General features: G+C 70.2%; 12 protein-coding genes. 11 read left to right on the forward strand and 1 reads right to left on the reverse strand.

What is annotated here, in order from left to right; genetic code table 11:
• Nucleotides 1–156: 156 nt before the first annotated feature.
• Nucleotides 157–657 (reverse strand): transcriptional regulator BldD, encoded by a 501-nt coding sequence (gene bldD / locus ACIOHC_RS15790; RefSeq protein WP_014044812.1) that lies wholly within the window; start codon nucleotides 655–657, stop codon nucleotides 157–159.
• A 220-nt stretch (nucleotides 658–877) separates the two neighbouring features.
• Here bldD and pyrR point away from each other — a divergent pair, with 220 nt between their 5' ends.
• The 11 genes from pyrR to rpoZ all read left to right on the forward strand — a co-directional run bounded on the left by pyrR (nucleotide 878) and on the right by rpoZ (nucleotide 12,468).
• Entirely contained in the window at nucleotides 878–1,462 is a 585-nt protein-coding gene (gene pyrR / locus ACIOHC_RS15795) for a bifunctional pyr operon transcriptional regulator/uracil phosphoribosyltransferase PyrR (RefSeq protein ID WP_351083582.1), read from the forward strand.
• Nucleotides 1,463–1,555: 93 nt separating this feature from the next.
• Nucleotides 1,556–2,551: an aspartate carbamoyltransferase catalytic subunit gene (locus tag ACIOHC_RS15800; RefSeq protein ID WP_351083580.1), complete on the forward strand. Its 996-nt coding sequence runs from the start codon at nucleotides 1,556–1,558 to the stop codon at nucleotides 2,549–2,551.
• Between the two features lie 2 nt (nucleotides 2,552–2,553).
• Entirely contained in the window at nucleotides 2,554–3,840 is a 1,287-nt protein-coding gene (locus ACIOHC_RS15805; protein WP_351083578.1) for a dihydroorotase, read from the forward strand.
• Complete coding sequence (locus ACIOHC_RS15810; RefSeq protein WP_351083576.1) at nucleotides 3,837–4,418, forward strand: hypothetical protein; 582 nt, start codon at nucleotides 3,837–3,839, stop codon at nucleotides 4,416–4,418. The genes ACIOHC_RS15805 and ACIOHC_RS15810 overlap by 4 nt, the downstream gene beginning before the upstream one ends.
• Complete coding sequence (carA, locus tag ACIOHC_RS15815; protein ID WP_351083574.1) at nucleotides 4,415–5,581, forward strand: glutamine-hydrolyzing carbamoyl-phosphate synthase small subunit; 1,167 nt, start codon at nucleotides 4,415–4,417, stop codon at nucleotides 5,579–5,581. Before ACIOHC_RS15810 ends, carA begins: the two co-directional genes overlap by 4 nt.
• Nucleotides 5,574–8,882, forward strand: coding sequence for a carbamoyl-phosphate synthase large subunit (gene carB / locus ACIOHC_RS15820; protein ID WP_351083572.1), 3,309 nt, complete (start codon nucleotides 5,574–5,576; stop codon nucleotides 8,880–8,882). The genes carA and carB overlap by 8 nt, the downstream gene beginning before the upstream one ends.
• Before the next feature lie 62 nt (nucleotides 8,883–8,944).
• A complete protein-coding gene (locus ACIOHC_RS15825) occupies nucleotides 8,945–10,054 on the forward strand; it encodes a quinone-dependent dihydroorotate dehydrogenase (RefSeq protein ID WP_351083570.1) in 1,110 nt (369 codons plus the stop codon).
• Nucleotides 10,051–10,890: an orotidine-5'-phosphate decarboxylase gene (pyrF, locus tag ACIOHC_RS15830; protein ID WP_351083568.1), complete on the forward strand. Its 840-nt coding sequence runs from the start codon at nucleotides 10,051–10,053 to the stop codon at nucleotides 10,888–10,890. The genes ACIOHC_RS15825 and pyrF overlap by 4 nt, the downstream gene beginning before the upstream one ends.
• Before the next feature lie 245 nt (nucleotides 10,891–11,135).
• Nucleotides 11,136–11,459 (forward strand): integration host factor, encoded by a 324-nt coding sequence (locus ACIOHC_RS15835; protein ID WP_099197641.1) that lies wholly within the window; start codon nucleotides 11,136–11,138, stop codon nucleotides 11,457–11,459.
• A gap of 38 nt (nucleotides 11,460–11,497) precedes the next feature.
• A complete protein-coding gene (gmk, locus tag ACIOHC_RS15840; RefSeq protein ID WP_351083567.1) occupies nucleotides 11,498–12,115 on the forward strand; it encodes a guanylate kinase in 618 nt (205 codons plus the stop codon).
• A gap of 80 nt (nucleotides 12,116–12,195) precedes the next feature.
• Complete coding sequence (rpoZ, locus tag ACIOHC_RS15845; RefSeq protein WP_003970369.1) at nucleotides 12,196–12,468, forward strand: DNA-directed RNA polymerase subunit omega; 273 nt, start codon at nucleotides 12,196–12,198, stop codon at nucleotides 12,466–12,468.
• Nucleotides 12,469–12,477 lie beyond the last annotated feature (9 nt).

Consider the following 12,477-nt stretch of genomic DNA (forward strand, 5'->3'; position numbering starts at 1 on the left):
GGTCTCGGGCCGCCCCCGGGCGGGCCGGGGCGGCCGGGCCCGGGGGGCGGGACCCGTCGCGTCCGCCCCCCCCCCCGCCCCCCCCCGGGGGGGGGGGGGGGGCCGGGGGGGGGGCCCCCCCCCCCCCCCACGGCGGTACGTTTCTCCAGAGGGCCGTCAGCCCTCTTCGTGGGCGACGGCGCGACGCGCGTCCGCGTCCAGCACGCCCCAGCTGATCAGCTGTTCCGTGAGCACGGACGGCGACTGGTCGTAGATCACGGCCAGCGTGCGCAGATCGTCCTGGCGGATCGAGAGCACCTTGCCGTTGTAGTCACCGCGCTGGCTCTGGATCGTCGCGGCATAGCGCTGCAGCGGTCCGGCCTTCTCCGGCGGGACGTGGGCGAGGCGCTCCAGGTCCAGGACGAGCTTCGGCGGCGGCTCGGCGGCGCCGCCGGGCGTCGTACCGGGCAGGAGCTCCTGCACCGGGACCCCGTAGAAATCCGCGAGCTCCGCGAGGCGCTGCACGGTCACGGCACGGTCGCCGCGCTCGTACGAACCGACCACGACGGCCTTCCAGCGGCCCTGGGACTTCTCCTCCACGCCGTGGAGGGAGAGGCCCTGCTGGGTGCGGATGGCACGGAGTTTGGCCCCGAGCTGCTTTGCGTATTCGCTGGACATAAGGCTCCCCGGACGCTGGAACATTGCGCGGCTCCGCCGCGTGGCTGGTAACTCACTGTGAGGTTACGCAGCGTTACTTGGTGCGTCAAGCCGAATGGTCCGGACCGGCACCTCCCGGGGGTGTGACCTGGGCCCGGCGCAAGCCCTGGTAACGTTGATGACGCAATTTCGACGTCCTTTAAGGTCCGTCCAGTGAGGCGGAGAAGGAGGTCCGTTTCTTATGGACGCACAGCATGAAGCCACCGGCAACGCGGCACGCCCCGTTCTGGAGGCTCCCGACATCGCCCGGGTACTGACCCGGATCGCCCACGAGATCGTCGAACGCGCCAAGGGCGCCGACGACGTGGTGCTCCTCGGCATTCCGACGCGAGGTGTCTTCATCGCCCGCCGGCTGGCCGAAAAACTCCAGGAGATCACCGGCCGGAAGATGCCGGTCGGCTCCCTCGACATCACCATGTACCGCGACGACCTGCGGCTGCGCCCGGCGCGCGCCCTGGCCCGCACCGAGATCCCCGGCGAGGGCATCGAGGGCCGTCTGGTGGTCCTCGTCGACGACGTCCTCTTCTCGGGCCGCACGATCCGCGCCGCGCTCGACGCGCTGGGCGACATCGGCCGTCCCCGCGCGGTGCAGCTCGCGGTCCTCGTCGACCGCGGTCACCGCGAACTTCCGATCCGTGCCGACTACGTCGGCAAGAACCTCCCCACGTCGCTGCGGGAGACGGTCAAGGTCCAGCTCGCCGAGGAGGACGGCCGCGACGCCGTGCTGCTCGGTGTCCAGCAGACCGCCCCGGCGTACGAGCAGTAGCCGCAGCACACCCGTACGGGCGACGTCGAGCCCGTAGGGCGGCTTCCGCACGCCCGCATGCCTGAATCCTCCAGCCCTCCGGAGAACACCCAGATGAAGCGTCACCTCATCTCGGCCGCCGACCTCACCCGCGACGACGCCGTCCTGATCCTCGACACCGCCGAGGAGATGGCACGGGTCGCGGACCGGCCGATCAAGAAGCTCCCGACCCTGCGCGGCCGTACCGTCGTCAACCTCTTCTTCGAGGACTCGACGCGTACCCGCATCTCCTTCGAGGCCGCCGCCAAGCGCCTCTCCGCCGATGTCATCAACTTCTCCGCGAAGGGCTCGTCCGTCTCCAAGGGCGAGTCGCTCAAGGACACCGCGCTGACCCTGGAGGCGATGGGCGCCGACGCCGTCGTCATCCGGCACGGCGCATCCGGCGCCCCGTACCGTCTGGCCACCTCCGGCTGGATCGACGGCGCCGTCGTCAACGCCGGTGACGGCACCCACGAGCACCCCACCCAGGCCCTCCTGGACGCCTTCACCATGCGCCGCCGCCTGGTCGGGGCCGACGCCGGTCTCGGCCGGGACCTCGAAGGCCGCCGGATCACCATCGTCGGCGACATCCTGCACAGCCGGGTGGCCCGCTCCAACGTCCACCTGCTGACCACGCTCGGCGCCCACGTCACTCTGGTGGCCCCGCCGACCCTCGTCCCGGTCGGCGTCGAGCAGTGGCCGTGCGAGGTCAGCTACGGCCTCGACGAGGTGCTGCCGAAGTCCGACGCGGTGATGATGCTCCGTGTGCAGCGCGAACGGATGAACGCCGCGTACTTCCCGACCGAACGCGAGTACTCCCGCCGCTACGGCCTGGACGGCGACCGCATGGCGAAGATGCCCGGGAACGCGATCGTCATGCACCCCGGGCCGATGGTCCGCGGCATGGAGATCACCGCCGAGGTCGCGGACTCCGACCGGTGCACGGCCGTCGAGCAGGTGGCCAACGGCGTCTCGATCCGCATGGCCGTCCTGTACCTGCTGCTGGGCGGCTACGAGTCCGCCGCCCCGGCCCACCCGTCGCCCGCCTCCCGTACCGAGGAGAACAAGTAATCATGAGCAAGATCCTTATCCGCGGCGCGAAGGTCCTCGGCGGCGAGGCCCAGGACGTCCTGATCGACGGCGAGACCATCGCGGCGGTCGGCACCGGACTGGACACCGGCGACGCGACCGTCGTCGAGGCCGCGGGCCAGATCCTGCTGCCCGGCCTCGTCGACCTGCACACCCACCTGCGCGAGCCCGGCCGCGAGGACTCCGAGACCGTCCTCACCGGGACCAAGGCCGCGGCCGTCGGCGGCTTCACCGCCGTGCACGCCATGGCCAACACCTTCCCGGTCGCCGACACCGCCGGTGTCGTCGAGCAGGTCTGGCGGCTCGGCAAGGAGTCCGGCTACTGCGACGTGCAGCCGATCGGGGCCGTCACCGTCGGCCTGGAGGGCAAGAAGCTCGCCGAGCTCGGCGCCATGCACGATTCGGCCGCCGGAGTGAAGGTCTTCTCCGACGACGGCAAGTGCGTCGACGACGCGGTGATCATGCGCCGGGCGCTGGAGTACGTGAAGGCGTTCGACGGCGTGGTCGCCCAGCACGCCCAGGAGCCCCGCCTCACCGAGGGCGCCCAGATGAACGAGGGCGTCGTCTCCGCGGAACTCGGTCTCGGCGGCTGGCCCGCCGTCGCCGAGGAGTCGATCATCGCCCGCGACGTCCTGCTGGCCGCCCACGTCGGGTCCCGGGTGCACATCTGCCACCTGTCGACCGCCGGCTCCGTCGAGATCGTCCGCTGGGCCAAGTCCAAGGGCTGGAACGTCACCGCCGAGGTCACCCCGCACCACCTGCTCCTCACCGACGAGCTCGTACGGTCCTACAACCCGGTCTACAAGGTGAACCCGCCGCTGCGCACCGAGGCCGACGTCATGGCCCTGCGCGAGGCGCTCGCGGACGGCACCATCGACTGCGTCGCCACCGACCACGCCCCGCACCCGCACGAGGACAAGGACTGCGAGTGGGCCGCCGCCGCCATGGGCATGGTGGGGCTGGAGACCGCGCTCTCCGTCGTCCAGCAGACGATGGTCGACACCGGCCTCATCGACTGGGCGGGCGTCGCCGACCGGATGTCGTTCCGCCCGGCCGCGATCGGTCGTCTCGACGGACACGGCCGGCCCGTCTCGGCGGGTGAGCCGGCCAACCTCACCCTGGTCGATCCGGCATACCGTGGTGTCGTGGACCCCGCAGGCTTCGCCTCCCGCAGCCGCAACACTCCGTACGAGGGTCGCGAGCTGCCGGGCCGAGTCACCCACACCTTCCTGCGGGGCCGTGCCACGGTCGTCGACGGGAAGCTCGCGTGACATCACTCACCCCCCTGTACCTCCAGCTGGCCGCCGAGCAGAAGTCGGCCGAAGTGACCGACTGGTCCGCTCGCATCAGCTGGGTCGTCGGACTGCTCGTCCTCATCGCCTTCGTCTACTGGCTGATGCGCCAGGGATGGAAGTGGCGGGGGAGCCTCCAGTCCGATCTGCCGGAACTCGACTCCACCCCCGAGGGGTTCGCGGACGGCGAGCCGCTGCTGACGCTGACCGGCCGGTACCACGCCTCGACGACCGCCGGGCAGTGGCTCGACCGCATCGTCGCCCACGGCCTCGGCACCCGCAGCCGCGTCGAGCTCACCCTGACCGACCAGGGCCTCGACGTCGTACGACCCGGCGCGGCCGACTTCTTCGTACCGGCCGCCGCCCTGCGCGAGGCCCGGCTCGACAAGGGCATCGCCGGCAAGGTCCTGCCCGAGGGCGGCCTGCTGATCATCACCTGGGCGCACGGCGACAAGCTGATCGACTCCGGCTTCCGCTCCGACCGCTCGGCCGAGCACCCGGCCTGGGTCGAGGCCGTCAACCATCTCACCAGCACTACGGAAGGCACCGCACGATGACGATCTCCACCCGGGGAGCCGCCAAAGCTCCCGCCGTACTCGTCCTGGAGGACGGCCGCGCCTTCCGCGGCCGGGCCTACGGGGCCGTGGGGGAGACCTTCGGCGAGGCGGTGTTCTCCACCGGCATGACCGGCTACCAGGAGACGCTGACCGACCCCTCGTACCACCGCCAGGTCGTCGTGATGACCGCCCCGCACGTCGGCAACACCGGTGTGAACGACGAGGACCCCGAGTCCGGACGGATCTGGGTCTCCGGCTACGTCGTCCGCGACCCCGCCCGGGTGCCGTCCAACTGGCGCTCGCGGCGCTCGCTCGACGAGGAGCTGGAGCGTCAGGGAGTCGTCGGCATCAGCGGCATCGACACCCGCGCCCTCACCCGCCACCTGCGCGAGCGCGGCGCCATGCGTGTCGGCATCTTCTCCGGTCCTGCGCTGAACAGCGGCTCCGCCGCGGGCCTGGCCGACGAGGCCACGCTGCTGGCCCGCGTCCAGCAGGCCCCCGAGATGGTGGGCGCCGACCTCTCCGCCGAGGTCGCCACCAAGGAGGCGTACGTCGTCCCCGCGATCGGCACGAAGAAGTTCACCGTCGCCGCGGTCGACCTCGGCATCAAGGGCATGACCCCGCACCGGATGGCCGAACGCGGCATCGAGGTGCACGTGCTGCCCGCCACCGCCACCCTGGAGGACGTGTACGCGGTCCAGCCCGACGGCGTCTTCTTCTCCAACGGCCCCGGCGACCCGGCCACCGCCGACCACCCGGTCGCCGTCATGCAGGGCGTCCTGGAGCGGCGGACGCCGCTCTTCGGCATCTGCTTCGGCAACCAGATCCTGGGCCGTGCCCTCGGCTTCGGCACCTACAAGCTGAAGTACGGCCACCGCGGCATCAACCAGCCGGTGCAGGACCGCACGACCGGCAAGGTCGAGGTCACCGCGCACAACCACGGCTTCGCCGTCGACGCCCCGCTGGACAAGGTGTCGGACACGAAGTTCGGCCGCGCCGAGGTCTCCCACGTCTGTCTGAACGACCAGGTCGTCGAGGGGCTGCAACTCCTCGACCAGCCTGCCTTCAGCGTCCAGTACCACCCCGAAGCAGCCGCGGGCCCGCACGACGCCGCGTACCTCTTCGACCGCTTCGTATCCCTGATGGAGGGCCAGCGTGCCTAAGCGCTCCGATATCCAGTCCGTCCTGGTCATCGGCTCCGGCCCGATCGTCATCGGCCAGGCCGCCGAGTTCGACTACTCCGGCACCCAGGCCTGCCGCGTCCTCAAGGCCGAGGGCCTGCGCGTCATCCTGGTCAACTCCAACCCGGCGACGATCATGACCGACCCGGAGATCGCCGACGCCACGTACGTCGAGCCGATCACCCCCGAGTTCGTCGAGAAGATCATCGCCAAGGAGCGCCCCGACGCGCTGCTCCCCACCCTCGGCGGCCAGACCGCCCTCAACACCGCGATCTCGATGCACGAGAACGGCGTCCTGGACAAGTACGGCGTCGAGCTCATCGGCGCCAACGTCGAGGCCATCAACAAGGGTGAGGACCGCGACCTCTTCAAGGGTGTCGTCGAGGCCGTCAACGCCAAGATCGGCCACGGCGAGTCCGCCCGGTCGGTCATCTGCCACTCCATGGACGACGTCCTGGCGGGCGTCGAGACGCTCGGCGGCTACCCCGTGGTCGTCCGCCCCTCCTTCACCATGGGCGGCGCCGGCTCCGGCTTCGCCCACGACGAGGACGAGCTGCGCCGCATCGCCGGTCAGGGCCTCACGCTCTCCCCGACCACCGAGGTGCTCCTGGAGGAGTCCATCCTCGGCTGGAAGGAGTACGAGTTGGAGCTGATGCGCGACAAGAACGACAACGTCGTGGTCGTCTGCTCCATCGAGAACTTCGACCCGATGGGCGTCCACACGGGTGACTCGATCACCGTCGCCCCGGCGATGACGCTCACCGACCGCGAGTACCAGCGGCTGCGCGACATCGGCATCGCGATCATCCGCGAGGTCGGCGTCGACACCGGCGGCTGCAACATCCAGTTCGCCATCGACCCGACCGACGGCCGGGTCATCGTGATCGAGATGAACCCGCGCGTCTCCCGCTCATCGGCGCTCGCCTCGAAGGCCACCGGCTTCCCGATCGCCAAGATCGCCGCCAAGCTGGCCGTCGGCTACACGCTCGACGAGATCCCGAACGACATCACCGAGAAGACCCCCGCCTCCTTCGAGCCGACCCTCGACTACGTCGTGGTCAAGGCCCCGCGGTTCGCCTTCGAGAAGTTCCCCTCCGCCGACTCCACCCTCACCACCACCATGAAGTCGGTGGGCGAGGCCATGGCGATCGGCCGGAACTTCACCGAGGCCCTCCAGAAGGCGCTTCGCTCCCTGGAGAAGAAGGGCTCGCAGTTCTCCTTCACCGGTGAGCCCGGCGACAAGGCCGAGCTGCTGGCCGAGGCGGTCCGCCCGACCGACGGCCGGATCAACACCGTCATGCGGGCGATCCGGGCCGGTGCCACCCAGGAGGAGGTCTTCGACGCCACGAAGATCGACCCCTGGTTCGTCGACCAACTCTTCCTGATCAAGGAGATCGCCGACGAACTGGCCGCCGCCGACGAACTCGGCGCCGAACTGCTCGCCGAGGCCAAGCGACACGGCTTCTCAGACGCCCAGATCGCCGACATCCGCAGCCTGCGCGAGGACGTCGTACGCGAGGTGCGGCACGCGCTCGGCATCCGCCCGGTCTACAAGACCGTCGACACCTGCGCCGCCGAGTTCGCCGCGAAGACGCCGTACTTCTACTCCAGTTACGACGAGGAGACCGAGGTCGCGGCCCGCACCAAGCCCGCGGTGATCATCCTCGGCTCCGGCCCCAACCGCATCGGCCAGGGCATCGAGTTCGACTACTCCTGCGTCCACGCCTCCTTCGCGCTGAGCGACGCGGGCTACGAGACCGTGATGGTCAACTGCAACCCGGAGACCGTCTCCACCGACTACGACACCTCCGACCGCCTGTACTTCGAGCCGCTGACGCTCGAGGACGTGCTGGAGATCGTGCACGCCGAATCCCTCGCGGGCCCGGTGGCCGGCGTCGTCGTCCAGCTCGGCGGTCAGACCCCGTTGGGTCTGTCGCAGGCGCTCAAGGACAACGGCGTGCCGGTCGTCGGTACGTCCCCGGAGGCGATCCACGCCGCCGAGGACCGCGGCGCCTTCGGCCGCGTCCTGGCCGAGGCCGGACTCCCGGCCCCGAAGCACGGCACCGCCACCACCTTCGACGAGGCCAAGGCCATCGCCGACGAGATCGGCTACCCCGTCCTCGTACGCCCGTCGTACGTGCTCGGCGGCCGGGGCATGGAGATCGTGTACGACGAGACGCGCCTCTCCTCGTACATCGCCGAGTCCACCGAGATCAGCCCCACCCGGCCGGTCCTGGTCGACCGCTTCCTCGACGACGCGATCGAGATCGACGTCGACGCGCTCTACGACGGCACCGAGCTCTACCTCGGCGGCGTCATGGAACACATCGAGGAGGCCGGTATCCACTCCGGCGACTCCGCCTGCGCACTGCCCCCGATCACGCTCGGCGGCTACGACATCAAGCGGCTGCGCGCCTCCACCGAGGGCATCGCCAAGGGCGTCGGTGTACGCGGACTGATCAACATCCAGTTCGCGCTCTCCGGCGACATCCTGTACGTCCTGGAGGCCAACCCGCGCGCCTCCCGGACCGTCCCCTTCACCTCGAAGGCGACCGCGGTCCCGCTCGCCAAGGCCGCCGCCCGGATCTCGCTGGGCGCGACCATCGCCGAGCTGCGCGCGGAGGGCCTGCTCCCGGCGAACGGCGACGGCGGCACCCTGCCGCTCGACGCGCCGATCTCGGTCAAGGAGGCCGTCATGCCGTGGTCGCGCTTCCGCGACATCCACGGCCGCGGCGTCGACACCGTCCTCGGCCCGGAGATGCGTTCCACCGGCGAGGTCATGGGCATCGACTCGGTCTTCGGCACGGCGTACGCCAAGTCGCAGGCCGGTGCCTACGGCCCGCTGCCCACCAAGGGCCGCGCCTTCATCTCGGTCGCCAACCGCGACAAGCGCTCGATGATCTTCCCGGCGCGCGAACTCGTCGCCCACGGCTTCGAGCTGCTCGCCACCTCCGGCACCGCCGAGGTCCTCAAGCGCAACGGCATCAACGCCACCGTCGTGCGCAAGCAGTCGGAGGGCGTGGGCCCGCAGGGCGAGAAGACCATCGTCCAGCTGATCCACGACGGCGAGGTCGACCTGATCGTCAACACGCCGTACGGGACCGGTGGCCGTCTCGACGGCTACGAGATCCGTACCGCTGCCGTGGCACGGTCCGTGCCGTGCCTGACGACGGTCCAGGCGCTCGCCGCCGCCGTGCAGGGCATCGACGCGCTCACCCACGGAGGCGTCGACGTCCGATCGCTCCAGGAACACGCGGAACATCTGACCGCGGCCCGCGACTAGCAGCAGGCAGGGGGACACCGGAAACGGTGTCCCCCTCTTCGTGAGGACACCGAGGACACCCGATGTACAAATTCTTCTTCCGACTGGTCTTCAAGCGGATGGACCCGGAGCGGGCGCACCACCTGGCCTTCCGCTGGATCCGTCTCGCCGCCCGCGTCCCCGTACTGCGCACCTTCGTCGCCGCGGCGCTCGCCCCCCGTCACAAGGAACTGCGCACCGAGGCCCTCGGCCTGCGGATGCACGGCCCCTTCGGCCTCGCCGCCGGCTTCGACAAGAACGCCGTGGCGATCGACGGCATGGCGATGCTCGGCTTCGACCACGTCGAGATCGGCACGGTCACCGGCGAACCGCAGCCCGGCAACCCCAAGAAGCGCCTCTTCCGCCTCCTCGCGGACCGCGCGCTGATCAACCGCATGGGCTTCAACAACGAGGGCTCGGCCGCAGTGGCCGAGCGCCTGGGCGCCCGCAGGCCGGTCTTCAGGACCACGGTCGGCGTCAACATCGGCAAGACGAAGGTCGTGCCGGAGGCCGAAGCGGCCGACGACTACGTGAAGTCCACCGAGCGCCTCGCCGCCCACGCCGACTACCTCGTCGTGAACGTCTCCTCGCCCAACACCCCCGGCCTGCGCAATCTCCAGGCCACCGCGGCGCTCCGGCCACTGCTCGGCGCGGTGCGCGAGGCAGCCGACCGGACCGTCACCGGCCGACGGGTCCCCCTGCTCGTCAAGATCGCCCCGGACCTCGCGGACGAGGACGTCGACGCGGTCGCCGATCTCGCGGTCGAACTGGGGCTGGACGGCATCATCGCCACCAACACCACCATCGCCAGGGACGGACTCGGTCTGAAGTCCTCGCCGTCCCTGCTCGCGGAAGCCGGCGGGCTGTCCGGTGCACCGCTCAAGGCACGGTCCCTGGAGGTCCTGAGCCGTCTGTACACACGGGTGGGTGACCGGATCACCCTGGTGGGTGTCGGGGGCATCGAGAACGCCGAGGACGCCTGGCAGCGCATCCTCGCCGGGGCCACCCTCGTCCAGGGCTACAGCGCCTTCATCTACGAGGGACCGTTCTACGCCAGGGCGATCCACAAGGGCCTGGCCGCGCGCCTGGCCGCCTCCCCGTACGCGACCCTCGCCGAAGCCGTCGGCGCAGAAACCAGGAAGGCCACCGCATGATCCCGGAACCGTTCGGCGCACGCCTGCGCCGCGCCATGGACACCCGCGGGCCGCTCTGCGTCGGCATCGACCCGCACGCCTCGCTCCTCACCGCCTGGGGCCTGAACGACGACGTGACGGGGCTGGAGCGCTTCACGCGCACGGTCGTGGAGGCACTTGCGGACCGGGTCGCCGTGCTCAAGCCGCAGTCCGCGTTCTTCGAGCGGTTCGGCTCGCGCGGCATCGCGGTCCTGGAGAAGGCCGTCGAGGAGGCGCGGGCGGCCGGCGCACTCGTTCTGATGGACGCCAAGCGCGGTGACATCGGCTCCACCATGGGTGCCTACGCGGCGACCTATCTGGACCAGGACTCGCCGCTGTTCTCGGACGCGGTCACCGTCTCGCCGTACCTGGGCTTCGGCTCCCTGCGCCCGGCGCTCGACGCGGCGGTGCTGTCCGGCGCGGGAGTCTTCGTGCTCGCCCTCACCTCCAACCCGGAGGGCGCGGAGGTGCAGCGTGCCACCGCCGCCGACGGCAGGCCGCTGGCCCAGCTGATGCTCGACCACATGGCCGCCGAGAACGAGGGGGCGACGCCGCTCGGCTCCGTCGGCGCGGTGGTCGGAGCCACGCTCGGGGACGCGGGTGTGGATCTCGCCATCAACGGCCCGCTGCTCGCCCCCGGGATCGGTGCGCAGGGCGCGACGCCCGCGGATCTGCCGGGGGTCTTCGGCGACGCGGTGCGCAACGTACTGCCCAGTGTGAGCCGCGGCGTACTGAGCCGGGGGCCGGACGCGGCGGGGTTGCGCGCGGCCGCCGATCGGCTCACGGACGAGGTCCGGACGGCCGTCGCGGGTGGGTGACCGGGCCACGTCCACGGCGTGTTGACTGAATCCTGACCAAAAAACTCGGTTGTTATGCCTGAAATGTCCTGGTCGGCCAAGGCTGACCAGGACTTTTCGTTGGTTCTCGCTGACTCGGGCGGCCTTGGCCGCTAGTCTCCGTCGAGAGCCGACGTACACAAGTTGTCCGTCGCTCACCTGGTGTGGAGCGTCCAGCTTCCTCACCGGTCCGTATCCGACAGATCGACATCCGAGGTGACGTAGGCGTGGCTCTTCCGCCCCTTACCCCTGAACAGCGCGCAGCCGCGCTCGAAAAGGCCGCCGCGGCTCGCCGGGAGCGGGCCGAGGTCAAGAATCGACTCAAGCACTCCGGCGCCTCCCTCCACGAGGTCATCAAGCAGGGCCAGGAGAACGACGTCATCGGAAAGATGAAGGTCTCCGCCCTCCTGGAGTCCCTGCCGGGCGTGGGCAAGGTCCGCGCCAAGCAGATCATGGAGCGGCTCGGCATCTCCGAGAGCCGCCGGGTCCGGGGTCTGGGCTCCAACCAGATCGCATCCCTGGAGCGTGAGTTCGGCAGCAAGGCTGCCTGACGTTCTCGGGCACGCCCGAGAACCTGGATAATCGCCTCATGGCTGCAACATCCCGGGGGACGTCCCCCGTACCCCCGGACGTACGTCCGCGGCTGACCGTGCTCTCCGGCCCCTCGGGGGTCGGCAAGAGCACGGTCGTCGCCCATATGCGCAAGGCCCACCCCGAGGTATGGCTCTCGGTGTCGGCGACGACCCGCAAGCCGCGCCCCGGCGAGCGCAACGGTGTCCACTACTTCTTCGTGGACAACGACGAGTTCGACAAGCTGATCGCCAATGGTGAGCTGCTGGAGTGGGCCGAGTTCGCCGGCAACCGGTACGGCACGCCGCGCCGCGCCGTGCTCGACCGCCTGGAGGCGGGCGAGCCGGTGCTGCTGGAGATCGATCTCCAGGGCGCGCGGCTGGTCCGGCAGTCGATGGCGGACGCCCGGCTCGTCTTCCTGGCCCCGCCGAGCTGGGAGGAACTGGTGCGCCGGCTCACCGGCCGGGGCACCGAGTCCGCCGAGGTGATCGAGCGCCGGCTCGCCGCCGCCCGGATCGAGCTGGCCGCCGAGTCCGAGTTCGATACGACGCTGGTCAACACCTCCGTCGAGGACGTGGCGCGTGAGCTGCTAGCCTTGATGCTGGATTCCTCCGGCCACCGGGCGGGCAGCGACTGACGCAGCCGGCACGGGCGGTATCACGGAGTTCCGCACTGTCAAAGGTTTCTTTGATCTTTACCCCCTTCGGAAGGCAGAGAGTGTCCTCTTCCATCACCACGCCCGAGGGCATCATCAACCCGCCGATTGATGAGCTCCTTGAGGCCACCGACTCGAAGTACAGCCTCGTGATCTACGCCGCCAAGCGCGCGCGCCAGATCAACGCGTACTACTCGCAGCTCGGCGAAGGTCTCCTGGAGTACGTCGGTCCGCTCGTCGACACCCACGTGCACGAGAAGCCGCTCTCGATCGCGCTCCGCGAGATCAACGCGGGCCTGCTCACCTCCGAGGCCATCGAGGGCCCCGCGCAGTAAGCAGGAGTA

It is taken from the genome of Streptomyces sp. NPDC088252, assembly GCF_044740965.1.
Taxonomy (GTDB): Bacteria; Actinomycetota; Actinomycetes; order Streptomycetales; family Streptomycetaceae; genus Streptomyces.